This is a genomic window from Carboxylicivirga mesophila (assembly GCF_018271975.1).
GTDB classification, from domain to species: Bacteria; Bacteroidota; Bacteroidia; order Bacteroidales; family Marinilabiliaceae; genus Carboxylicivirga; species Carboxylicivirga mesophila.
Genome location: NZ_JAGUCN010000004.1, coordinates 116,512 through 141,481 on the forward strand (window position 1 = coordinate 116,512; position 24,970 = coordinate 141,481).

Below are 24,970 nucleotides of genomic sequence, written 5' to 3' on the forward strand. Positions count from 1 at the left end.
CAGTAGTCAGTAGTCAGTAGTCAGTAGTCAGTAGTCGGTGCATGGTGCGTTGTGCTTAGTGCTCCGGACTTGTATGCATCGCACTCTGCATTGTGCACTGTGCACCGATTGAGGGCTTCGGACTAATAATTGCACCATCCATCTGTCCGTTAAATGGGTTCATCTGTTTTACATGGCGTGCCCGCATGCCCTGAGCGCGTTTGACGGCATCTTCGCCGTAACGTCCACGCAGTTTGTCCATGGCCTGGTAGAGCTTAATCATCTTAAACGAGTCCTCAAACAAGCGTATCTGGTAGCTGCCACCAACCAGGTTGCTAAAGCGCACGCCAATCAGGCGAACCAGTACCCGGCGATTGTATACTTTCTCAAACAGGTCTTTCACCGTTTCAATAAGTGTATGATCCAGAGATGTGTAAGGGATGTGCTTTTGTTTGGTATGTGTTTGAAAATCGGAGTAGCGCACCTTTACCGAAACACACGAGGTGAGTTTATTACTGTTGCGCAGCTGATAGGCCAGACTCTCGGCCATGCCCACCAGTATGCTTTTGAGTGTATACACGTCGGTGGTGTCCTGCTCAAAGGTACGTTCGGTAGAAATGGATTTACGCTCACTCCACGCTACTACCGGCGTGTTGTCAATGCCCTGTGCCTTTTTCCAGATGGCAATGCCGTTTTTGCCCAGTACGCGTTCCAGCAGTTCGGGTGGCATCTCCTGCACCGTGCGTACCCGCTCAATGCCCATGCGTCGTAGCAGATGATAGGTTTTGTTGCCCACCATGGGTATTTTCTTGATGGATAGAGGAGCCAGAAAGGGTTTTTCGTAGCCCGTTTCTATCTGAATGTGGTTATTGGGCTTAGCCTCACCGGTCCCCACTTTGGCTACGGTTTTGCTGGTAGATAGTCCAAATGAAATGGGGAGCTTAGTCTCGTGAATGATTTCTTCGCGTAGTTCTTTTGCCCATAGATAGGTGGTTTTGATGTAGCGATCCATGCCGGTTACATCAATGTAAAACTCATCAATGGATGATTTCTCAAAAAGGGGAGAACGCTCCCTGATGATGTCGGTGATGGTATTGGAATATTCGCTGTAGGCCTGACTGTTGCCCCTTATGACTTTGGCATGTGGGCACAGCTGCCGGGCCATACGCATAGGCATGGCCGAGTGTATGCCGTAAGCGCGGGCCTCGTAGCTACAGGCAGCTACCACACCTCTGTCTGATGTTCCGCCAATCAGCACAGGAACGCCTATCAACTCCTTATTTATCAAACGCTCGCACGACACAAAAAAAGTGTCTAGATCCAGATGCAAAATTGATTTATTCATTTAATTGTCGATTAAATCGTCATTTATCTGACTATAATATAGTCATGTTTCGTATATTTGTAAATCATTCTAGCCTTCAAAATGAGGGTGAGAATGGCAAGCTATTGATAATCACGGTTAAAAAATTTCAATACGGATGGTCTATGTATTTTGCAGATAATATTAAGTTCTTAAGAAAGCGTAAGGGTATGTCACAGAGTGATTTGTCGGTTGTGTTGGAGCTGACTCGCACCACGTTGGCAGGCTATGAAAAAAGTGTGCAGCCGCCATTTAAAACGCTTATCCGTTTTGCCGAGTATTTTAATGTTTCCATCGATGCGTTGGTACGCTATAAATTAGATGCATTGTCGGAGTTTCAGTTATCGCAGATTGAAGGCGGATTTGATATTGATGTAACCGGACAAAAGTTGAGGTTGTTGACTATTTCGGTTAGCGATGAGGGAGAGGAGAATATTGAACTGGTGCCGGTGAAAGCACAGGCCGGCTATGCATCCGACTATGGAGATACTGGGTTTATAGCCTCATTGCCAAAATTCTCCTTACCCTTTTTACCAAAAGATAAAACATACCGGACGTTTCAGATTCAGGGCGATTCGATGTTGCCCATTCCTGAAGGCGCCTGGGTGACGGGCTCGTATATTCAAAACTGGCAGATGATTAAAGACGGTACGCCTTGTATAGTTGTCACGCGCGACGAAGGTATTGTATTTAAGGTGGTGTATAATCAGGTGCAAAGTAAACAGTCGCTGCTGCTGGTGTCCACCAATCGGTTGTATAAGCCATATGAATTAAATGTGAGTCAGATTGTTGAGGTTTGGCAGTTTGAAACTTATAATGGTTTTGAGATTGAGCGATGATGATTGGCGGGTGTTTTATGCACCTGCAACTTGATGCTGCTTTGAAGAAGATGATTATCTTTACTCAAAACCTTAAAATATTAAATGAATTATGAGAATTACTTTATTAATCCTTATGGCAGGATTGTGCTTTGCGTGCAATGACATCAACCAGAATTCAACCACTTTTCCGGAACAATATGTGGGTGCCTGGCAGTTGATATCGTCCGATTATCACAGTAAAGATTCGGTGACTTCGAATATGGTAGATGGGCAGGAGATGATTAAGATTATCACTCCCACGCATTTTGCTTTTTTTCTGCATGATTTACAGCAGGGTAAAGATAGCAGCACAGTCGCCTATATGTCGGGTGGTGGCACAGTGAGCTTTAGCAATGGCGAGTATGTTGAAAACCTTGATTTTTGTACCGCCCGCACCTGGGAAGGTCACTCGTTTAAATTTAAGTTGGAGCTAAAGGGCGATACACTTATTCAGCAAGGAGTGGAAGAGTTGGAAGAGCTGGGCTTGGGTGATGAGAACCTGTTGCTAATTGAAAAGTATGTGCGCGTAAAGGAATAGTGGAGCAGCGGGCAATCCTGAATAAATTTTCTTAGCTTCGTAACATTATAATTAATAAACCTAATATTATGAAGAAACTTAACTTGTTTCTGCTGCTAATTGCAGTAGCGCTGTTTTCATTAGATGTATCAGCGCAAACAGCTTTACGCTATAACCTCAAAGTGGGCGAGACTTATCTGCTTAAGCAGCATACAACCCAGGCCATTGAGCAAAATATTTCGGGGATGTCCCAGAATGTCAGCACAACTATTGCTGGTGATATTTCTATTAAGATTAATGACAAAAGCAGTGATGTTTATACCTCGGAGCTGGTGTTTGAGTCGATGCTGTTTAAACTCGAAGCGGCCATGATGAACATGAGTTATGATTCAAATGATGCCAATGCCGATCCAAACAATCCTTTAAATAAAACTTTTAGCCTGATTGTAGGTCATAAGTTTCAGATGAAATTTGATGAACGGGGTAATGTTTTGGAAGTAAAAGGCTTTGAAGCTGTCTTGGAGAAATTGTCCACCGCCTTTGGTGATAATCCGCAGCAGGCGGCCATGATGAAGCAGCAGTTGTCAGGTCAGTTCTCTGATGAGAGTATGAAACATACGATGAGCAGTATGCTTATTATTTACCCGGTTGAAAAAGTGAAGGTTGGATCAAAGTGGACTACCAATACTCAATTGGTGCAGCCTGTTCCAATCGACAATACGTTTAACTACAATGTGGATGCTGTGAGTGGTAATGAGGTGAAACTGTCGGGTTCAGGCACCATGGCTACAAAAGAAGGGCAGTCGGTTGAGCAAATGGGTATGACGCAGCATTTTAATCTGAAAGGCGATGTGTCGTTTACTGCTAATATTAATGCTAAAACAGGCTGGCCAACAGAGGTAAAGCTCACTCAAAGCCTGGATGGAAACGTCGCAATAGAGTCGGCCCAGCTGCCTGCTCCAATGGAAATGCCGATGAAGATCAAAACCGAGTCGACTTATACAAGTATGTAAATTCGATTATATTAATAGCATAAAAAAAGCCGGTGTAACCGGCTTTTTTTATTGTTTATGTTTTCGAAATCAGAACTGTTTTGGCATTGTCGGCTATCGATACCTTTTCAAGGAACTCTCTGAAGTCATTAAATTCTTCTTTAGGGTAGGTGCCTTTGTTGATTTGAAAATAGCGATGGTAAATGATATGACCATCTTTATTTTCTGCAAAGCTTTCATATTCGCCATATTTTGAGCTAAGCACAGTTTTAGTAGGGAGCGCTTCTATTTCTACATCTGCAGGTAGTGCATATTTTATGGTGTCCGATTCGCTGTAGTTGCGTTTGATGTAAACCGGATTGTTTCTCTTTCGTGCATATTGAGGTACCGAATTGAACGCATTGAACAGATTAAGTTTCAGGATGGTCCTGTTACCCATTTGTGTGCAATAGTTTGAAGCTTCCAGTCGCATATTTTTGGTTAGAGAAGGAGTACTGGTTTTCTCATCTGCCAATTGATAGTCTATCAATTTAAAGTTTGGTATTCTAATGTCTTTAATGATTTTTTTGCGCCTGTCCTTTTCATCAATATGCAATAAGTAGTATTCATCACCGTAGTTGGCCCCAGAATATTTGATCTTGGCATCTATGTCTAATAATAGGTTATCTGTAAATTGAACCTCCCCAATTGTACTTTGGCTATTTACTTTAGCTGAGTAAGATGGTGTTTTAACAAGTTTACCGCCATTGTCTTCGATTAATAATACATACCGATCGTCGGTGAAATCACCAATATAACCACAAGGTGAGGTAGCACTGGTGCATTCAAGCCAGATTGTGTCTTGTTGAAAAGGAACACACAAAAAAGCATGGTTGAAGTTATTTCCTGGGAAATCTGGATTGATTGGGCGTTTACTTGCTCCTGCATAAACCAATGTATATCTGGATTCGATTCCCACAACCTTGAGTAGAGCCTTGGTGTAGTTGGATAACGCTTTGCAGTCGCCATAAGATAGTCGGTCAACTGTCTCAGCCGGGAAAGGTTGCCAGCCACCAATACCAACTTGTACACTGATGTATCTGTTCTTCTTTTGCGAGTATTGATAAATAAGTGCCACCTTTTCGTGAATGTCTGTCACATCTTTTACAAGTTCTTTAATTTCATTTTGTGTTTCTACTGGCAGAATATCCAGGTCTTCGTTAAGCGCGCACATAAAGCGCCCCATGTCGTCCCAGGTTGAGAAATCTCCATCGTAGTTGTTGATATTAAATGTACTGGGTTCGGTTTGCACACAAGGGTAGCTGATGGATGATGGCGGACTGAATGGTTCGTAGTTTATTGCTTTAAAATTATCATGCTTCCACGCATATATTTTTTGCTCACCACTTTGCCTGACCTCTGCCTTTTCTGAGAGATTGAGTTCGTTGTATCTAAGGATATAAGAGTTTGGGGTGGTTACGCTATAGCTTGAGTGTTCAACCGAAATATTATATCCGGGGAAAACATACCATGATGGCATAAAGAATAATGATTTGTAATCTATTGAATAGGAGTATTCAATAGTAAAAGGCAAGGTCATGTATTCAGGATCAATGGCTTTAACACGGTTATCTTCATAAAGGGAGAATCCCTGGATAGCGCTGTAATCCAGAATATCTTCTGTTTTTATTCGTTTAACGCGTTTCCCATTGGCATCGTAAATAATCCCTGAAATATCATTGATCTTAATGTATTTATCATATCCCTGAGCAAAGAATGATTCATCAATGGCATTTTCTTTTAGAATAGTTACTGCATACTTTACCTCTTTGTTGGCTTTGTTTTTAGACAGGATGTTGAGCTTTACTTCATTGATGCGAACCACTGCGTTCGCGTTCTTTAGAAGTTCAGCAGGTATCTTGTCTACTGCATATTGTGGTGCATCTTTGGCTGTAGATATTGAACCAAAGCTGAAGCATACTAATAGTAATAAGATGTATTTATTATAAGCTGGCTGCATCGGAAATAGGTTTTAGAATTACTGGTTCTGCATGTTTTTTTATAATTTGTTCGTATATCAATTTCAATTGAGCATACTCATCAGGTAAGAACATCGTTTTGTTGATGTTGAATTTGTAGACAGTCATTAACTTATTGAACTTTTGCTGATGCTGAATCATAACAGATACTGACTTGTCAGGTGTAACGATTCTTATTGCTTGAGGTAACTCAGATATGGTGTAGCCGTCAGGGATTGTAATGTTTGAAACCAGGTATTTAGTGCGGCAATATGCAAAATCGACCGGGTATTCTCTTTTCTCCAGTTTAAATGGGTTTTCATTTACTTTTTCAAGTAAAAAAGGATTAAGCATTACCATGTCATTAATTCTTTCCACTTTGTTTTTTAGTTCCACTTCGTATTTGTCTCTTACTGGTTGGCTGATTTCTTCTGCATTGTCAATTGAAAAATCTTTAATTATCAAACCATTGTGTTTTGATTCGAGAGCCACCAGATAATCTTCATCACCTGCATATTTTTTAAATTTCTTGCGAAAATCATATGCCGCATAACCGGTTCGACTATAATTAACCTCACCTTCCAGTGTTAGGTTTTCGTCAAGTTGTAGATCATAAAACACCGTTTCATAATCTCTGAAACTAGGGATAATATCAACCCATTGGCCTTGCTGATTGGTAACTATGCGCCCCTGATGGTTTAAACACCTTAGCGGAAGCATGCCAAATTCAAGCTCTTGCTCAGTGGCATCAAGCAGGTAGTTTTTATCATCAATTTTGGCGCAAACCAATGTGTAATTTAATTTTTCATAACTCGGGTAAAATGGATTAAGCATACCATTATTTCGTGTGCTGATTACTACAGGGTAAACCTCAATGTCAAGCTTTTTTAGCAGGTGTATCAGCATAAAGTTGATGTCTGTGCTATTGCCAACTTTTTCTTTAAAGGGCTTTGACATTAGGTTACCCGAAGTAAATATCCATATTTCATTATTCCATTTTACTGTTTTAATGGCTTCAAAAGCCGCTTTAGCTCTATCAATTGGCGATAGATTCTGCGCTTCAATTTCTTTTACAATATCAGATAGGTAACCTCCTCCGCTTTTGAGAGTGCTTCCAAAATAGTCACTTTCCATCAGCCGGTCATTAACTGCTTCCCATGAGGTGGTAAATGACTCGTAATATCCAGGAAAGTTCACACTGAGTAAGTCAAATTCAAATTTGGTGATATAGTTTTCTTTCGAATTGATATATGCTTCAGCTTTAAAGGCAGGTACATTTCTGGCTATAAAGCGTTTGCCGTCGGAATGGTCAATGGGCTCGTATCCAACCATCCTTTTTCGATAGTTAATATAGTTTGATTCTTCAAGTAATAGTTCGCAGTGTTTAACCGGTATAGAGCGCTGAAATGTCCACTCAGTTGGCAGTCCTACTGTTGATGTTTCAACTTCAATAACACTTCCCTCTTTAACATTAGGCAATGCTACCCGATATCGAAAGTATCGCTCAGTAACTCTTTCTTTAAAGATTGATTCACGTTTAAGCTTGTCTTCAACAACTTCACCATCAACCAGATTGTAAGTTCTACCTCTGAAGGTGTCATTTTCTCTGCCAGGAAATATAAACTCGGCATATTTAGTGCCTGATTTTTTGAGAATTTTTATTCGTTCAATTCGAGTAAATTTAAAGTCTGAAGCACTGAAGCGGCCGTATTTGCATAATACAACAGCTGCAGCTGATGTATCTGGTTCATAGGTGGTCATTTCTACTTCTTCTTTGCTGACTTTGCCAAATTTAATTGGCGCTTTTTGGGCATTAACAATTAATGCTGTTAATAAGAACAGTGTAGCTAGAATATTCCTTTTCATAGAGTTGGATTTGAATGAGACAATATTTTTAAATATAGTTAATTATCAAACCAACAGTATAATGAATAGCGAAATAAAGTAGTAGATATGTTAATTTAGAATGATTATATAATAATTTTGATAGTAAAGTTTGTATATAACAGTCGTGTGTTAGGCATCTAACTCAAAAGGCAACTCTTTCTCAATGTTAATTTCATTGGGACTTACTTTTACACGAATTGGAATAATTTCAACACCAGCATTATTTGCATGCTTTAAAGTATAAGCATAATCTGGGTCTATTTCATGTGCTGGGGCAAAAATTTCCACATCACTTCGCTGGATGATGTATAGCATAACAGCTCGTAAGCCTTCTTTCTTGAGTTTGATTAATTCATCAAGGTGCTTTTTACCACGAGTGGTAACAGCATCGGGGAAGCGTGCATATTTGCCGTCCTTCATGGTCACATTCTTGACTTCAATAAAGCAGGTCTCATGGTCGTTTTGTGCCATGATGTCTATGCGGCTATCGCCTGTTTTTACTTCCCGTTGTACGTGGGTGTATCCACTGAGTTTATCAATTGTACCATTTTTAATGGCTTCAAAGGCTATTAGGTTGGGGTGTGAGGTGTTAACACCCACCCATTGATCGTTGATTTTAATCATCTCCCATGTAAACCGGGTTTTTCGCTTAGGATCTTTGGCCGGCGAGAGATAGACTTCGGCGCCTTCTTCAATGCAGGTTTTCATGGAGCCGCTATTGGTGCAGTGGGCAATCACAGTAGTGCCATCATCAAGCTTGATGTCGCTCAGAAAGCGCTTATAGCGTCGAATTAGTGTGCCATGAACCAGAGGTGTTTCAAAAATCATATATCATTATTTTCTCAATCAAAAGTATATAATTAATGGTGAATGCTATATTTTTGCGGCAGTTTAAAAATGCTGATGTAATGGAATGTAGAGCTAATTGTGGGGCCTGTTGTATTGTGCCCAGTATATCATCAAGGTTACCCAAGATGCCGGAGGGTAAGCCAGGTGGCGTTCCATGCCCTCATCTAACAGCTGATTATAAATGCGATATTTTTAACTCACCTGAGCGTCCCGGTGTTTGCGCAGGTTTTATGCCTGAGCCCACTTTTTGTGGTCATACCCGCAGCGAAGCTGTTGAAATATTAGCACAGCTTCAGGGGTTATCAGAATGGAAACATTTATAGAGTATGGCTATTCAATTGTTTTGATAAGCGGAGGGTTTCGCTCAACCGTATTTGCAAATTTATTATGTGGATAACCAATTAGGAGAGCAGCATAAACTGTTTCTGATTGATCGATATTCAATGTCCTTTTTACCTTATTATTTCGTTTGGCCGCGTTAACAATGTAGCCATTGATACATGTGCAAAGATCTAGTAATTCAGCATACAATATAGCCATGCCAGTCCAGATGTTTGCATCATGGCAGGGCATACCCACCGGACTTGTCGGACTGTGTACAATAATCATTGCCGGGGCGTTGTAAGTTATCATTTGCTTGTTTACAGCTTTCTTGTTAAGAAATTTTCGTTTCGATTGTTCCATCTGTGCTAGACGGTGTTGGCCCAAAAGTAAGCGGATGAGTGGTTTGGTAAACGCATTAAGTGAGTTATAGGCGCCAGTTAAGGTGTCTATTGTCAGGTTATTAACTTCTTGTATCTTGTCCTGATTGGTAACAACAGTAAAGTTGAGTGTCTGCAAATTGCTGGCTGTTGGGCTGAAGCGCAGATGATTGATGAACTCTTTAAGTATTTCAGGTGCAACTTTGCGGTTGCTATATTTCCGATGAGAGCGACGCTGTTGCATCAGCAACTCAAAGTTGTAGGGTGATATGTTATTTTGAGTTGCTGTGCCTGGTAAGTATTCAGCATTTATTGCCTTCTGGGGGCAGATAGCACCACAGTGGTAACACTTTATGCAGTTATAACTAATGTTATTATTATTTATATCAATAGCCGATACAGGACATATTTGCTCACACTTTTTGCATCGGCAGCAGTTATCACTAATAGAAGTCATCATTTGTTCAAATCATTTTTGGGAGCCACAAATATACATAACGTGACTGATTTTAATATCAAACACCTGTTGTGCCAATAATTTGAATCACTATTTTTGCATTAAGCTATTTCAAAAATGAGTGTTGAGGGCTTTTATATTGATTAAATAAGTTTTAAAAAGTTGTTGATAACAACCCTGGGGCTGTTTAAATTGATGATTGTAACATGAAGAAATTCGCATACTGGCTGTATCAACCCTACAAGTTCTTTATTTTCATCCCATTATTTGCCGTTTCTAGTCTGCTGTTTTCATTCCTGGCAGCCAGTTTCTCTATCCTTGTCAGTCCCCGAATCGGTAGTTTCTGGGGGGCTACCTGGGCGCGTGTAACCGGTTATCTTACGCCCATGCTGGTAACTGTAATGGGACGCGAGAATATAAAAGAACAACAGTCCTATGTTATTATTGCCAATCACCAAAGTGGTTACGATATCTTTTTACTATATGGTTGGTTGGGGATTGATTTCAAATGGATCATGAAGAAAGAGCTTCGAAATGCACCGGGAATAGGTTATGCGAGTCATAAAGTTGGTCATATTTTCTTGGATCGCTCTTCACCGCGTGCAGCCATGGAGTCCATTGAAGAAGCCAAGCGAAAGCTGGCGAATGGATCGTCTGTAGTTATTTTTCCCGAGGGCACCAGAAGTGGCTCCAACCAGATGGGCCGATTTAAAAAGGGGGCTTTTAAAATTGCTTTTGAACTTGGTCTGCCCATTCTGCCCGTTAGTATTGTTGATACTTATAGGGTGTACAATAAAGGCTTGAATCTTTTTCCCGGTTCAGTAAGAATGGTGATACATGAGCCAATTGATACCCGGCAGTATACCGAATGTCAGAATGATTTGATTGATTTAACCCATACAACTATTCAATCGGCCTTAAGCGTAAATTAAATAAACATTTCGGATGAATAATCGTAGTACTTGCAGTATGAAGTATTTTTTAATTATTCTATTTGCATGCTGCAACTTTGGTTTAGTGGCGCAGAATTACAGTGTTAAATCAAAAAAAGCGATAGCAAGTTTTGAAGCTGCCCAAACAAGTTATGCCAACGAGCGAGCTGCTGACGCATTAAAACACCTGGATGGTGCTATCAATAAAGAAAAAGCTTTTATTGAGGCTTATCTTTTAAAGGCTGATATCTACTTTAATTTAAAGCAGTACCAGAATGAGGTACAGGCCCTAGAAAAGGCCCTGGCTATTGATAGTACATTCTTTGTGCCCGCTTTGTTTAATATGGGTGTGGCTAAATATAATACTGGCGAGTATGATGAGGTGCGCGTGTGGATGGAGGCCTTCATACGGCATAACAAAAATAAGCGTACAAAGCTCAATCCCGAATTTTGGATTGAGAAAGCGCAGTTTGCCAAAGAAGCTATTGTGAATCCTATTTATATAGAGCCATATAACCTGGGAGAAAACATCAATAGTCAGTTTGATGAATATTGGCCCAGTTTAAGTGCAGACGGTGAAACAATGATTTTTACGGTACTGGTACCCAAAGATCCTTTGATAACGGATACGGACGGATTAGCTAAAAATGCCATTAATTTTCGTGAAGATTTTTATGTGTCTTATAAAAAGGATGGAGAATGGTTACAGCGTGAGCCGCTGGTGTCGTTAAATACCAATAGCAATGAAGGTGCGCAGGCACTTAGTGCCGATGGTAATTGGATGTTTTTTACGGCATGCGGTCGCCGTGGTGGAAAAGGGAGCTGCGATATCTGGTTTTCAAGACGCGTTGCGGAAGGTTGGAGTAAACCCGTAAATTTGGGTGCCCCTGTGAATACGCCCTTTTGGGAGTCGCAACCAAGCTTTTCATCCGATGGGCGTACGCTATATTTTGTTAGTAACCGGCCCGGTGGAAAAGGCGGTAAAGATATCTGGAAGTCCACTATAATAGGGTATAAAGAGGATGGTTCGCCATTTTTTGGTAAAGTTGAGAATTTAGGAGACAATATCAATTCTGCAGAGGATGAGAATTCACCGTTTATACACCTCGATAATCAGACCTTATATTTTTCATCAGATGGCTGGCCAGGTATGGGTGCAATGGATTTGTTCTATTCGCGATATGATAGCGTCAATGGTTGGAGTCGGCCTGTTAACCTGGGATATCCGCTCAATACCGAAGATGAGGAAATAGGACTGGTGATTAACGCAAAAGGCGATTTAGGGTATTTCTCTTCTAACGGCCTGGATAATCGTGAAGATAAAGATCTTTATCAGTTTACGATTCCTCAAAAGATAAGGCCAATGCCCGTTACTTATATTAAGGGTAGGGTGTATGATAGTGAAACAAATGAGACACTATCTGCCGACATTAAAATCAATAAATTACCTGGCGGACAATTATCGGTCAATACATTTACAGCCCCTCATTCTGGTGAATTCTTATTTTGTCTGCCGGCTGGCGATACTTATGCTCTAAATATTCAGAAAGAAGGTTACCTGTTTTATTCCGATAACTTTGATGTATCGGGAAATGGGACCATTGAAAAACCGCAGGTTCTGGATGTATACCTGAGTCAGATTAAGGAGGGAGCCAGCTTTGTATTACGCAATGTGTTTTTTGAAACCGACTCTTATCAGCTTAAGGCCGAATCGCATACTGAGCTTGATTATGTAGTTCGCTTACTTCAGTTAAACCCAACACTAAAAGTGGAGATTGGCGGACATACGGATAATACCGGCAGTCGTGACTACAACCTGTCATTATCAGAACAAAGGGCGAAGGCAGTGTATCAGTATATCGAACAAAAAGGTATTGATGTACAACAACTCCATTTCCGGGGATATGGTTTTGACAGACCGATAGAATCAAACGATACAGAAGAAGGGAAAGCTAAGAACAGACGAACAGAACTGAAGGTGATTGAAAAGTAAGAAGCAAAAAAAACTGCCCGAAGGCAGTTTTTTATTTATTTAAATATTTTGACAGAGTATCCATAAGTATTTGTAGGCGAATGGGCTTAGCCAGGTAGTCATCGCAACCAGCTTCCATACACTTTTCTCTTTCGCCCGACATCACGTGCGCTGTTTGCGCAATAACCGGAATAGCTTTATTAATAGCTTTTATTTCACGAGTGGCCGTGTAGCCATCCATAATAGGTAATTGCAAATCCATCAAAACCAAGTCAATTTCGTTGGCTTTAAATAGTTCAATGGCTTCTTTTCCGTCTTTCGCCCAAAGAATTTTAGCATTGGTTTTGCGTAATGCGGCATCAAAAAATATTTTGTTAGTATCCACATCCTCAACTACTAAAATAACCTTATCAGCCCAATCCTGTATCAGCGAATTGTTTATCGAATCACTTACACTCATTTCAATATAGATAGATTAATATCCTTTTTCGAATTCTAAAATAGTCTATGTTTATCTATTATCCAAAAAAGGTTATGAAAATCCTGTATGGTGTCTATTGGCAATGAATTTTAATTGGTCGTTTTTTCATTTATTTTTTATGAAAAAAATGGGTTGGCTCAACAAAAGCACTAATTTCGTTTACTTGTTTTCTTTGGATAGACCCGGTGTGATGAGAATTTCTATTTTGTTTTATCTTATAAGTTTCTGTGCATTAGCTGTTGATGCCAATGAGCGATTGGATTCATTGTTTAGTCAGTTGTCAATCAGTCAGAAAGTGGATCTTTTATTTATAAAAAGCACCGTTGCAGATAGAAGGGATAGTTTAACAATTGGTGTAAGCTATCCGGTTTGTGATACAAGGATGGGATTTGAAGATGATTTAGAGCTTTCGTATCCTAACGAAATTACAATACAGGCCATTAATGATGAACAGCTGGTTAAACGTTTGTTCAAATGCAGTGAATTGTCCTTCCGACAATTAGGTTATTGTGGAATCGTAATTCCAGGAGCTTCAGCTGGCACGGCTCGATTATATACAGGTGAGCACCTTAATGGGAGTTGTAAAGCCAGTTTTCCTATAATTGATTTTCCATATGATGTATTCAATGATTTAGTTATAAAAGCACGCCTGGGAACCGATGAAGCAGATAACGAATCTGCTATTGATTGGGCGAATATTGGTTTGCCTGCACTTGATATCTGGAAACCATTAAAGCCCAAAAACATTACACTTTCTAATTTTTTACAACATAATTGGTTGTTTTGGGACGCGAATAGTTCGTTTGGCAAACAGCAACTGAAAGAGGCGATTGAGGCAGGAATGGTACCTGTTGATGATCTGAATGTTTGTACAAAAAACGTTTTGAGATGTCTGCTGGAGGTGTCATCCGATAGTATGCCAGCTGATAAAATGCAAGGTTTGATGCGAGAACAGGCTTTCGTCAAGTCAATAAGTATCTATCAGCGCCAACAGATTTTTCCGATAAATAATCTGGCTGACTATAGCACCTCTATTGAAAATAAATGTATTGGCAATGCCGATGAATTCATTTTAAGAGCCGACTTTTACAAGCAGATAGATAGCGCAGCTCCTGGTGGCAAGCATATATGTTTTTTGTTATGCGATGATGAGCAACAACTTCGTTATGTCTTGCGGCGCGCGGAACGAGATAAAGGTGGTCAGCAACAAGTGTTGGTATACGCAGGTAATTTAAGTAAATCAACGCTTTTAAAAGCCATGATGCACTTCGATGCTATTGTCTCAATGCCAGAAAACATTCAACACTCGTGGAGCATTTTGGCACAGGCTGTTTTTAACGGAGTGGGTGTTGATGGTTTCTCGCCTCACCATTATTGGTTTATACAGAATGCTTTTGACAGAGTCATTGCTGCCAAAAATCGGCTTGGGTTCAAAGAATTTCGCCTGAACCATCTGCCCGGCGATTCAATCGCAAAAATTGATAGTATCATCTATGATGCCATTAAGAAAGAAGCAACGCCTGGTGCCCAGTTACTGGTTGCTCATAATGGAGATGTGCTAATTCAAAAAGCCTATGGATATCATACCTATAAAAAACGGCAAAAAGTAGAAAACGATCATCTGTATGATGTGGCTTCAATCACTAAACTGGCGGTCACTTTTCCATTGGTTATGCAACTGTATGAAAGTGGTGTTATTGATCTGGACGCAACACTTGACGAGTACATTGCAGGTATTGATACTACAGATAAAGCAGGTATTACTGTTCGTGAGCTGTTATTGCACCAAAGCGGTTTAACCAGTTATATTCCGTTTCATACCAATGCTTTGGATCGTGAGTCGCTTGGGAAACGTCTCTTATATAGTCGCCACTATACACGGCTCTACAATACTCGTATTGATACGCGACTGTATCAAAACAGGCATGCCCGTTACCGAAAGGATGTATTTTCGACCGAGTCAGATGACGCCTTTAATATTAAGGTGTCAAAAGGCATGTTTATGCATGAGAATTATGTCGATTCGATGTATACAGCTATTTATTCATCAGAGCTCCATAAAAAGGAATATCGCTACAGTGACTTGGGGTATTACCTGTTACAAAAGGTTATTGAAAAGGAAAAGAAAGAGCATTTGGATTCGTTGTATTACAGTCGGATAACAAAAAGTTTAGAAGCTGGTAATCTGGTGTATTGTCCATTAAATCAGTTTAGTGAAAGTGTTATTGTGCCCACTGAAGATGATTTGGCATTCAGAAAAGAGTTGCTTCACGGGTATGTGCACGACCAGGGCGCTGCTATGCTTGGAGGCGTGGCGGCACATGCCGGTTTGTTTGCCAACGCCGGTGATTTGGCCAAATTGGCGCAGATGCTTCTGAATGAAGGAACTTATGGGGGAATCAGATACATCACTCCCGAAACCATTGGTTTGTTTACTCAAACAGCCAATCATGGTAACCGGCGTGGATTAGGCGTGGACAAGCCAGAACTGGAGCCATCAGAAAATAGCCATGTGTCAAAAAGTGCTTCTCCCGCATCTTATGGGCATACTGGTTTTACAGGTACTATCTTGTGGGTTGACCCGGAATACGAATTGATTTATATTTTTCTGTCCAATAGGATTCATCCAAAATCCTATAATAAAAAGTTGATTGAAATGAATGTGCGTACCAAGATTCAGGATGTGATTTACAACTCGGTTAAGTACTGAGGAAGATGTTAAATAATCATGCGAAAGTTTCGATAACTTTTAAATTATTCTAAAATGGTTATTAAAACTTTCTATTTTTTTTATTTTTAATCATTATAAATTGTAAATTTGCATCAGATCTAAAACCAAAAAAAACTTCAATTTAGAGTTGTTATGATAGAAAAATTCAATCAGAAAATCTCCCCTGCCGGGAAATTCAAGAATGAAGGTTATCACGATGATCCCTACCTACGGGCTTTAATTACAAAGCACGAGAAAATATCGACAAAGATATACGGTTCATCAACCGAGGGTTCAAAAGCTGTTGCTTCCGAAATAGCTTCCATTATTAAAATTAAAGAGCTTGAAGGAGGAAAATGTGTTTTAGGATTGGCAGTGGGCTCCGCACCAAGCGAAGTGTACTCTGAGTTGATTCGTTTGCACAAAGAAGATGGATTAAGCTTTAAAAATGTGATTGTTTTCAATGTGATGGAATATTACCCCATTGCACCTGAAGCATTGCAAAGCTTTAACAGAAATATACGTGAGAAATTCTTTAATCACGTAGATATACCGGAAGAGAACATAAACTACCTTGATAGTACCATTCCACAGGAAAGGATCTATGAATTTTGCCATGCCTATGAAGAAAAGATTCAGAAGGTAGGTGGTATTGACATGCAGATTTTAGGAATTGGACGTACCGGGCATATCGGTTTAAACGAACCGGGTTCATCAGGTAATTCATTAACGCGCATTGTGTCGCTTGATAATATAACACGTACCGAAGCAGCATCTGACTTTTTTGGTATTGATAATGCACCGCGCAAGGCTATTACAATGGGGGTTAAAACCATCTTAAATGCCAAACGAGTGCGTGTGTTAGCCTGGGGTGAAGGTAAAGCGGCTATCCTGAAAAAGACGATTGAAGGAAACATTACTGAAGAGATTCCGGCATCATTCCTGCAGCGTCACGAAAACTGCAAAATGATTGTGGATGAGGCGGCTGCAGCTGACCTGATTCGCGTGCAAACGCCATGGTTAATCGACAGTGTTGTGTGGGATGACCGTTTGATAAAAAAAGCCGTATTGTGGTTGTGTCAGAAGGTGAATAAGCCTATTTTGAAACTGACTGACCGTGATTACAATGATAACGGGATGGGAGATATTCTGGCAGAACGTGGTTCGGCCTATCAGACCAATATCCGTATTTTTAATGAATTACAGCATACGATTACAGGCTGGCCGGGAGGTAAGCCAAATGCCGATGATACTAATCGTCCGGAACGTAAGACACCAGCTAAAAAGCGCGTGATTATCTTTAGCCCGCACCCTGATGATGATGTTATTTCGATGGGAGGAACCATGTTGCGACTGGTTGATCAAGGGCATGAGGTGCATGTTGCTTATCAGGTATCAGGTAGTATCGCTGTATCAGATGATGATGTGTTGCGTTACCTTGATTTTATTGGCGACTATACAACCGGTTTAACTGAAGACGACAAGAAAATAAGAGCTGAGCACGATAAAGTGCGTAAGTTTTTGGCTAATAAAAAGCCGGATCAGATTGATTTGCCTGAAGTGCGCCGCATTAAAGGTCTTATCAGGGTAGGAGAGGCAAAGGCAGGCTGTCGTTATGCCAAAGTAAAGGATGAAAATGTACACTTCCTGAACTTGCCATTTTACGAATCGGGTAGTGTGGAGAAGCACCCAATGGGAAAAGCTGATGTGAAAATTGTGGCTGACCTGATTAAGGAGGTGAAACCGCATCAGATTTTTGCTGCCGGTGATTTATCCGATCCGCATGGAACACACCGTGTATGTCTGGATGCTATTTTCCAGGCCATTGATGTATTGAAGAAAGAAGAGTGGATGAAGGACTGCTGGGTGTGGTTGTATCGTGGTGCATGGCACGAGTGGGAAATTCACAACATTGAAATGGCCGTACCAATTAGTCCTGATGAGTTAATGCGCAAGCGTAATGCTATTTTTAAGCACCAGTCACAGAAAGATGGAGCTATGTTCCTGGGTGGTGACAATCGCGAGTTCTGGCAGCGTGCTGAGGACCGTAATCGTGGCACAGCTCAGTTATACAATGACCTCGGAATGGCCGAATATGAAGCTGTTGAAGCATTTGTACGGTACGAATTTTTGTAAGCAATTAAGCTCATAATATTTAAAGGTGTCTCAATGAGGCACCTTTTTTTTTGACAAAAAAAGAGCAACTGCTCAGCAATTGCTCTTCCTCTTCAGAATTTATTGTTCTAATACTACCTGTCTGCCTTAAGTTTTTCAGCCATTGCAACTCCTAATTGCCAGCAGGCTTCGTACTTGTCTTCTTTTAATGCGTGTTTTTCTTCCACGGCCTCTGCTACTTCTTCCCACTTCAGGGTTTCGCCAATCTCGCGCAATTTCTTAACCGATGCGCCAGCCCATGTAAATGAACCTAGGACACCAAAATAGTGGTTGGTAACACCCATGTGCTCCAGTTTCAGAGCAAGAGCTTCCATATTTGGATGTAATTCATTACTATAAGTAGGACTTCCCAGGATTAAACCTTTGAACTTAAAGATGTCTGAAATAATGTACGAAGGATGTGTTTTGCTAACATCGTAAACACGCACGTTTTTAATGCCGCTTTCAGTAATAGCCCGAGCAGTTACTTCAGCCATTTCTTCTGTATTACCATACATTGAAGCATAGGCTACAACAACACCTTCTTCGCCTTCGTACTTGCTCCATTTATCGTACATGTCAATCATGCGGCCAATGTTTTCTCTGTAGATTGGACCGTGCGAAGGTGCTACCATTTTAATATCAAGACCACCCAGCTTTTGCAAGGCTTTTTGAACCGGATTACCATATTTACCTACTATATTTGAGTAGTAGCGACGCATCTCATCAATATAATGCTCAAAATCCAGCTCATCATCAAAAATGCCGCCATCCAATGTGCCAAAGCTACCGAAGGCATCAGATGAGAAGAGTATCTTGTTGGTTTCTTCAAAACAAACCATCGACTCGGGCCAGTGTACCATTGGTACAGTGTAAAAGGTTAGCTTACGTTTACCGAGGTCAATTGTGTCGCCTTCTTTCACTAACTCAAAGTTACCTGTGATACCATAGTAACCTTCAATCATTGGAACTGTTTTTTTGTTTCCAACAATTTTCATCTCAGGATATAGTTCCGTCAAAATTCGAATGGCTCCGGAGTGATCTGGTTCCATGTGGTTAACCACCAGGTAATCCACTGGACGTCCATTGAGGATCGCTCTTACTTTAGCAATCCATTTCTCAAAATGACCTGCTTCAACAGTGTCAACAATAGCCACTTTTTCGTCTGCTATAACATATGAGTTATAGGAAACTCCACGATCGAGCGGCCACATATTTTCAAATAAGTTGGTGCGGCGATCGTTGACTCCCACATAAAAAATATCTTCCGAAAGATTTACCGGTCTATACATTTCTTGTCTGGTTTATATTGTATGTAATTTATTTCGGTATTTGAATGCGCAAAAATAGGAAAAAGTTAGCGAGTAGAAAGAATAAAAATCATCTTATATCCTGACTAATAATTGATGTGTGCAAAAAAGCCGGAACAGGAGTACCGGCTTAAATTAATACTTTAGTTTAAATTATGAGCGACGAATCAACAACCACACATCGTCATATTTATCGTATTTGCTGCGTATGGCGCTGATGCGTTCGCGTGCAGGCATCTCTTCATTATACGCCGAAACGGATACTCTGTACAAGCCATTTTCATTCTCGAGCAATACGGGCAGGAACCCTTCTCCTGACAGTTGTTTTTTATAGCTTTGCGCATTTTCTAATACCCTGAATGAACCAATAATAACGTAGTATTTAAATACTTCAGTTTCTGGCTCATCAACTACCTTTACTTTTTCTTCTTTAACCACAATTTTGTCGGTCTTAGGAGCAGGCTTTTCTTTTACTACAGGAGTGGTTTCTTCCTGTACATAAGGGCTGTCGCTATCATCAAAGCTGGATGACCCATTATTAAGCGATGCGCATGATACAACTACAATTGAAAGTACGGTTAGTGTTAAGATTTTAAATTGCTGCATATGTTTATAGTTTATTGTTATTATCTGTTAGCAAAGCTAATGGCTTCATAAAACTGTTTCCTTTTACGAAAATAGTTCCAATTTTCTTCTGTAGCTACTTCTTGCAGATAATCTTCAAAAATGTTGCTAAAAATATTGGCAAATGTAAAGTGTTCAGATTTTAAATAATCCATCGAATGTATAGCTTTAATACGGGCTATATATTTTTCGATAATTTTTGACTTATTAAGATCGTTCCTGTATTCGCCATTCAAGATACCTTTTTCGAGATTATCACTTAAGCGTTTTTCAATAAAATCAATAATTTGGTTCTGATAAGAATGATATAATTCAGGATTCATTTTTGCGATGAATACATATTTAGCTGGCGATAGCTGACCAAAGCGTTCATATATCTCCTGGCCGCTGATGACCATACTGTCAATGGCACTTTCTGATTCATATTTTTCAAAATCGAGAACTTCAGATATTACAAGGTTTTTAAAATCAAGAATCTGCTTAATCAGGCTATCGGGCGTTGGTGCCCACCGTGTAATGTCAGTTAGTTGATAGCCCAATGCTTTGCATACTTCTGCCAGGTTGATTTTTTCGCTCTGATGTGAGTGTAAATAATCGCGTAGTTGAATAATAAGCAACCGTTGATCCTGTTTCATCGCGCAAGATTTTAACATATTTACAATGCACTATCAAATTAGGCATTTTTGCCATAAAAAATCAAATTATGCATCAGTGCTTTTGCTGAAAACCAGAAGATTTGAACATTTAGGTTACCTGTAAATTCGTTGTTGATTAAGGGCCCGTTGAAACTTAGCTGCGTTTATATTGTGTTGTTTCAGTGTTTTAGCAAAATTATGATAGCCCGAGAAATCTTCTTTGGCGCACATATACAAGTATTGGTGCTGAGTATAATTCAAAACGGCTTCAATACCAGACACTGAAGGGATACGTATTGGGCCGGGAGGTAAACCAGCATACAAATAGGTGTTATAAGGTGAATCTGTTGCTAAATCTTTTGTAAGCACACGCTGTATAGTGAAATCACCAATGGCATATTTAATGGTAGGATCAGCCTGAAGACGAATGTTCTTTTTTAATCGGTTGATGTACAGGCCTGCTACCTTTGGCTTTTCATCTTGTTTAATTGTTTCTTCATCCACAATTGCAGCCAGGGTACTCACTTCCAGTGGTGTTAAACCGGCAGCCTTTGCCTTACTGCGTCTGCTTGCCGTCCAGAATTTCTCATACTCATTATGCATTCTGTCAATGAACTTCTCAGGTGATGTGTTCCACCAGAATTCGTATGTGTTGGGAATAAAAAGTGCTGGACTTGTAGCTTTATTAAATCCCAAATCCTTAATGAGTTCTTCATTAGTAAGAGCCTCTAAGAATGCAGTGCTATCGGCTTCGAGGTATTGGCTGATTTTACCTGCCAGTTCAGGCATGGTTCTGATGTTATTAAACGTTACTTTAACTGCAGATTGGTTACCCGAGCGTAAGGTATTTACCAAATCGTTATTTGACCAGTTATTCACCAACTTGTACCTGCCAGGTTTAATAGTGGTGTAGTTTTTCTTTTGAGCAACCCATTTAAAGGCGTCAACATCTTTTATGTAAGCGCCGTCTTCCAGTGCAACGATTACATCCTCAAAATCGGCACCGGTAGGAATGTAAAAAAATTCCTGCCCACCTTTAATGGTTACGTTGGGTTCAAAAATCTTATTGTAGAAAGAGCGTCCGATTAACACAGCTGCAATGATAACAATAAGCAGCATGTAAAATAGACGCAATAATGATTTATTTGGACGAGCTTTTTTGCTTTGTTGTTTAATAGCCATAACTAATGCTTAAGAGTTTTTATTTATCAGCCATCAAATAATATTGACTTCGGGCTCAATTGATATCCCGAATTTATTGTTAACATCTTGCATAATTGTATGGGCCAGTTCTAGCATATCTTTACCAGTGGCACCTCCTTTATTAACGAGCACAAGTGCTTGTTTGTTATGAACAGCTGCTTTGCCTAAGGCTTTACCTTTCCAGCCTGCTTGTTCAATAAGCCAACCAGCAGGTACTTTAATGAGATCGTGCGCTACCTGGTAAGATGGAACTGAACTGTGCTGTTCCTGCAAAGTGGCAAACTGTTCTTTACTGATTACCGGATTCTTAAAAAATGAACCGGCATTACCCAGTTCTTCCGGTTCGGGCAGTTTACTTTTGCGAATATCAATAATGGCTGTTCGTACATTCTGCAATGTTATTTTTCCCATTTTTCCAACCTGTTCTTTTATGGGGCCATAACTTAGATTGTAGCTTTCAGTTTTATTTAGTTTAAACACCACTGATGTTATAACGGTTTTATTTTTAAGTTCACCTTTGAAGATACTCTGTCTGTAGGCAAACTGGCAAGCTTCTGCACTGAGAGAAAAAGCCTCATTATTTTCAATGAAAATGCCGTTAACCTGTTCAATGCAGTCTTTTACTTCAGTACCATAGGCTCCAATGTTTTGAACTGGAGAGGCGCCCACATTGCCTGGAATGTAGGAAAGATTCTCAAGTCCAAACCAATTATTGTTGACACAGTGTTCCACTAGTTCGTCCCATACTACGCCAGCTTGCACATCCAACCATATGTGTTTATCGTTTTCTTTGAGTATACTGATTTCTTTCATAGCAGGATGAATGACGATGCCATTAAAGTTGTTGCTAAACAAGATGTTGCTGCCACCACCCAAAATCAGATATGCCTGAGGATGATTCTTGAGGTAAGATAAAGCATCTTGCAGCTGTTCATTTGTATGGCATGAGATGAAACTTTTGCAAGATACCTCAAAACCAAAGGTATTGTACGACTTGAGGTTAAAGTTTTCTTGAGTCTGAATCATATGTTTCCAGTTGAACAGGCAAAGATAAAAGAATATGCCATAAGGAATCGCAGGGTTATTTGAAATTACGAAAAAAGGGAAAGCTCCTGCCTTCCCTTATTAACTTGGTCATTGTATGTCTACATACTTACATATTCACTTTCGTCCACCATCTCTTCAAACTCAATATAGGCTTGTTTTTTATTCGTATCAGTATTTTCGGATGGGGGGTGGTTGTTTTCAAAGGATTTGTATTCTGTCTGTTCGGTTTCTTTTACCTTAAAAAACTTCACCATACTATCCAGTTCAGCAGCCTGACTTGATAGTTCTTCAGAGCTTCCTGCCATTTCTTCAGCCGAAGTGGCATTCTGCTGGGTTACCATGCTGAATTGGTGTATAGCTGCATTCACTTGGTTAACACCCTGCTCTTGTTCCAGACTGGCACTTGCAATTTCCTGCACCAAATGGGAGGTGTTGTTAATATCAGGTATAATTTCTTTCAAAAGGTTATTTGAGCTTTCCGATATTTGAGCGCCCTCTTTAGCCAGTTCAACAATCGCACTGGCAGCTTCTTTACTTTTTTCAGCCAGCTTCCTTATTTCGTTGGCTACAACTGTAAATCCTTTACCGCTTTCACCTGCTCTGGCGGCTTCAACAGCTGCATTAAGGGCTAATATATTTGTTTGCTGTGCTATTTCAACAATCACTTTTATTTTAGAGTTGATATTCGCCGAGGCCTCCACACTGTTAGCCGATGCGCTGGCCACATTATTAATAGAGTTGGCTGCTCGCTGTGATACTCGCATGGCTTCATGGGCATGCTCCGAATTTTGTTGGATATTGGCAGTCATTTCTTCCATTGATGAAGAAATTTCCTCGGCGGAGGCTGCTTGTTCATTTACGCCGCTGGATATTTGCTGAGCTCCGGCCGTAAGTTGTTGACTGGCCACCGCCAAATTATCTGAGCCGGTTTTAATATTTGAGATGATATTATTTAGTTGAGTTGCCATGTTTAGCAGTGCGCTGGCCAATTGGCCTATTTCGTCCTTTTGGTTAATGTCTACTTTGGCTGTTAAGTCACCATCAGCTACCTCATTGGCAAATCGAAGTGATTTTTTAATGGGTTTAACCAGGTTGTCGGTAATGAAGAAGGCCAATATTGTAGCCAATACAACCGCTATTATAATAAAAATGATAACAATGGTTTGTGTACCCTGAGCTTTGTCTAGCATCACCTTGTCGGTAAGAATATGCTTTTTTGATTCATCTATTGCCATATTAAATAATTGTCCCATGGTTTCCAGATGGGCCATGGTTTCGTGCTGATAGATATAATTGGCTTTATCCATTCCTTCCAGGTGTTGAGCACTCCAATTACCAAGTTCCACCAGCTCTGCCAGCACATTTTCAGTATTCTTCCTTATGGTAGAATTGAAGTATTTGCGGGCTGCTTCGTTATCACCTTTTCGTTGCATTGATTCGGCCACATAAACACTGGTGTGCAATTTCTCGTGCTTTTCAATAATCTGATTGATGAATGTTTGTATATCAGGATTTTGCTCCACTAATCTTTGTAAATCTTCTGAGTTCAGCCATTTGCCAAAGTTGCATTGGGCCGGATCTTTGTTGACATTAATTACTTTGCTGTTGGAGATAAAAATCGCATCCTTCACCTTATTCATCCAATTGATATGGTCTAGTTCCGCCTGCTTTAACTGCAATGACAGGTGCCAATCCATCTGCTTGAATTCTTCCTGTAATTTAATAGCGGAGGCATGCAGGTGTTTGTGAGGTTCTTCAAATTCATCAAATAAAGGCCTTAACTCGGGTGCCAATTCTTGTGCCTTTTCTCTGCCTTCGCCATAATACCACTGACCAAAGGCACACAGATGATGATCAGTTTGCACACTTAATTCTGTTACTTCGTTATCCGTTAATAAACGGTTCACTTCTTTCGCCCAAATTAGATGGTCAACATACTTACCTTCTAAATCGCTTCTTAGTTTGTTACCATCAATTGTTTCCGATGCATTATCAACAATGCCATTAATGCCAAAAATAGCCCACAAACCGGTGGCTAGCAATAATGAAATAATAACACTGAAAGCAAGAAAAAACTTTCTACTCAGTTTTAAGTCAATCCATTTCATAGATGTAGTTTTTCGTTCTGCTTCCTGACTCTCACATTCCCGCAGCTATAATACGGAAATATACGTAGTATGGCCATTTTTTTTGACGAAAAGAAAATAATCTAATGCAAATACAGATATTAGAATAGATATCTTTTCAACAGGAGGAGGAAGTGGGGTATAGATAATAGAATTGTAATCTTTCACATCTTT

20 protein-coding genes are annotated in these 24,970 nt (G+C 40.1%); 8 read left to right on the forward strand and 12 right to left on the reverse strand.

Going from position 1 to position 24,970, the window contains the following annotated elements:
- Positions 1–55: 55 nt before the first annotated feature.
- Positions 56–1,324, reverse strand: coding sequence for a DNA polymerase IV (dinB, locus tag KEM09_RS05225; protein ID WP_212226434.1), 1,269 nt, complete (start codon positions 1,322–1,324; stop codon positions 56–58).
- Positions 1,325–1,467: 143 nt separating this feature from the next.
- Between dinB and KEM09_RS05230 the strand changes: the two genes are divergently transcribed.
- The 3 genes from KEM09_RS05230 to KEM09_RS05240 all read left to right on the forward strand — a co-directional run bounded on the left by KEM09_RS05230 (position 1,468) and on the right by KEM09_RS05240 (position 3,732).
- Complete coding sequence (locus tag KEM09_RS05230) at positions 1,468–2,181, forward strand: XRE family transcriptional regulator (protein ID WP_212226438.1); 714 nt, start codon at positions 1,468–1,470, stop codon at positions 2,179–2,181.
- A 91-nt stretch (positions 2,182–2,272) separates the two neighbouring features.
- Entirely contained in the window at positions 2,273–2,740 is a 468-nt protein-coding gene (locus tag KEM09_RS05235) for a hypothetical protein (protein ID WP_212226440.1), read from the forward strand.
- Between the two features lie 68 nt (positions 2,741–2,808).
- Positions 2,809–3,732 (forward strand): DUF6263 family protein, encoded by a 924-nt coding sequence (locus KEM09_RS05240; protein ID WP_212226442.1) that lies wholly within the window; start codon positions 2,809–2,811, stop codon positions 3,730–3,732.
- 55 nt (positions 3,733–3,787) lie between these two features.
- On the opposite strand, the gene KEM09_RS05245 is transcribed toward KEM09_RS05240, so the two are convergent.
- From KEM09_RS05245 to sfsA, 3 genes are all read right to left on the reverse strand, one after another.
- On the reverse strand, positions 3,788–5,710 hold the full coding sequence (locus KEM09_RS05245; protein WP_212226444.1) for a DUF3857 domain-containing protein: 1,923 nt from the start codon (positions 5,708–5,710) through the stop codon (positions 3,788–3,790).
- Positions 5,694–7,574: a hypothetical protein gene (locus KEM09_RS05250; protein ID WP_212226446.1), complete on the reverse strand. Its 1,881-nt coding sequence runs from the start codon at positions 7,572–7,574 to the stop codon at positions 5,694–5,696. Before KEM09_RS05250 ends, KEM09_RS05245 begins: the two co-directional genes overlap by 17 nt.
- A gap of 150 nt (positions 7,575–7,724) precedes the next feature.
- Positions 7,725–8,423: a DNA/RNA nuclease SfsA gene (gene sfsA / locus KEM09_RS05255; RefSeq protein WP_212226448.1), complete on the reverse strand. Its 699-nt coding sequence runs from the start codon at positions 8,421–8,423 to the stop codon at positions 7,725–7,727.
- A gap of 35 nt (positions 8,424–8,458) precedes the next feature.
- On the opposite strand from sfsA, the gene KEM09_RS05260 reads away from it, so the two are divergent.
- Positions 8,459–8,767 carry a YkgJ family cysteine cluster protein gene (locus KEM09_RS05260; protein ID WP_244824847.1) on the forward strand — a complete coding sequence of 103 codons (309 nt, stop codon included), beginning with the start codon at positions 8,459–8,461 and terminating at the stop codon, positions 8,765–8,767.
- A gap of 7 nt (positions 8,768–8,774) precedes the next feature.
- On the opposite strand, the gene KEM09_RS05265 is transcribed toward KEM09_RS05260, so the two are convergent.
- On the reverse strand, positions 8,775–9,605 hold the full coding sequence (locus KEM09_RS05265) for a nitroreductase family protein (protein WP_212226451.1): 831 nt from the start codon (positions 9,603–9,605) through the stop codon (positions 8,775–8,777).
- 203 nt (positions 9,606–9,808) lie between these two features.
- Between KEM09_RS05265 and KEM09_RS05270 the strand changes: the two genes are divergently transcribed.
- Together KEM09_RS05270 and KEM09_RS05275 are read left to right on the forward strand one after the other, a co-directional pair.
- A complete protein-coding gene (locus tag KEM09_RS05270) occupies positions 9,809–10,534 on the forward strand; it encodes a lysophospholipid acyltransferase family protein (RefSeq protein WP_212226452.1) in 726 nt (241 codons plus the stop codon).
- A gap of 37 nt (positions 10,535–10,571) precedes the next feature.
- Entirely contained in the window at positions 10,572–12,527 is a 1,956-nt protein-coding gene (locus tag KEM09_RS05275) for an OmpA family protein (protein ID WP_212226453.1), read from the forward strand.
- A 31-nt stretch (positions 12,528–12,558) separates the two neighbouring features.
- Here KEM09_RS05275 and KEM09_RS05280 read toward each other — a convergent pair whose 3' ends face one another.
- On the reverse strand, positions 12,559–12,966 hold the full coding sequence (locus KEM09_RS05280; RefSeq protein ID WP_212226454.1) for a response regulator: 408 nt from the start codon (positions 12,964–12,966) through the stop codon (positions 12,559–12,561).
- 211 nt (positions 12,967–13,177) lie between these two features.
- Between KEM09_RS05280 and KEM09_RS05285 the strand changes: the two genes are divergently transcribed.
- Complete coding sequence (locus KEM09_RS05285) at positions 13,178–15,697, forward strand: serine hydrolase domain-containing protein (RefSeq protein ID WP_212226455.1); 2,520 nt, start codon at positions 13,178–13,180, stop codon at positions 15,695–15,697.
- 153 nt (positions 15,698–15,850) lie between these two features.
- Positions 15,851–17,833 carry a glucosamine-6-phosphate deaminase gene (locus KEM09_RS05290; RefSeq protein ID WP_212226464.1) on the forward strand — a complete coding sequence of 661 codons (1,983 nt, stop codon included), beginning with the start codon at positions 15,851–15,853 and terminating at the stop codon, positions 17,831–17,833.
- Between the two features lie 113 nt (positions 17,834–17,946).
- Here the strand turns inward: KEM09_RS05290 and KEM09_RS05295 are convergent, their stop codons facing one another.
- From KEM09_RS05295 to KEM09_RS05320, 6 genes are all read right to left on the reverse strand, one after another.
- A complete protein-coding gene (locus KEM09_RS05295) occupies positions 17,947–19,143 on the reverse strand; it encodes an FprA family A-type flavoprotein (RefSeq protein WP_212226465.1) in 1,197 nt (398 codons plus the stop codon).
- Between the two features lie 171 nt (positions 19,144–19,314).
- Positions 19,315–19,767 carry an SPOR domain-containing protein gene (locus KEM09_RS05300; RefSeq protein ID WP_212226466.1) on the reverse strand — a complete coding sequence of 151 codons (453 nt, stop codon included), beginning with the start codon at positions 19,765–19,767 and terminating at the stop codon, positions 19,315–19,317.
- Between the two features lie 20 nt (positions 19,768–19,787).
- On the reverse strand, positions 19,788–20,420 hold the full coding sequence (locus KEM09_RS05305; RefSeq protein ID WP_212226467.1) for a hypothetical protein: 633 nt from the start codon (positions 20,418–20,420) through the stop codon (positions 19,788–19,790).
- A 114-nt stretch (positions 20,421–20,534) separates the two neighbouring features.
- A complete protein-coding gene (gene mltG / locus KEM09_RS05310; protein WP_212226468.1) occupies positions 20,535–21,602 on the reverse strand; it encodes an endolytic transglycosylase MltG in 1,068 nt (355 codons plus the stop codon).
- Between the two features lie 33 nt (positions 21,603–21,635).
- The gene (gene murB / locus KEM09_RS05315) at positions 21,636–22,649 is read right to left on the reverse strand and encodes a UDP-N-acetylmuramate dehydrogenase (protein WP_244824849.1); all 1,014 of its coding nucleotides are present in this window, start codon (positions 22,647–22,649) and stop codon (positions 21,636–21,638) included.
- A gap of 119 nt (positions 22,650–22,768) precedes the next feature.
- Positions 22,769–24,778 (reverse strand): methyl-accepting chemotaxis protein, encoded by a 2,010-nt coding sequence (locus KEM09_RS05320; protein WP_212226470.1) that lies wholly within the window; start codon positions 24,776–24,778, stop codon positions 22,769–22,771.
- Positions 24,779–24,970 lie beyond the last annotated feature (192 nt).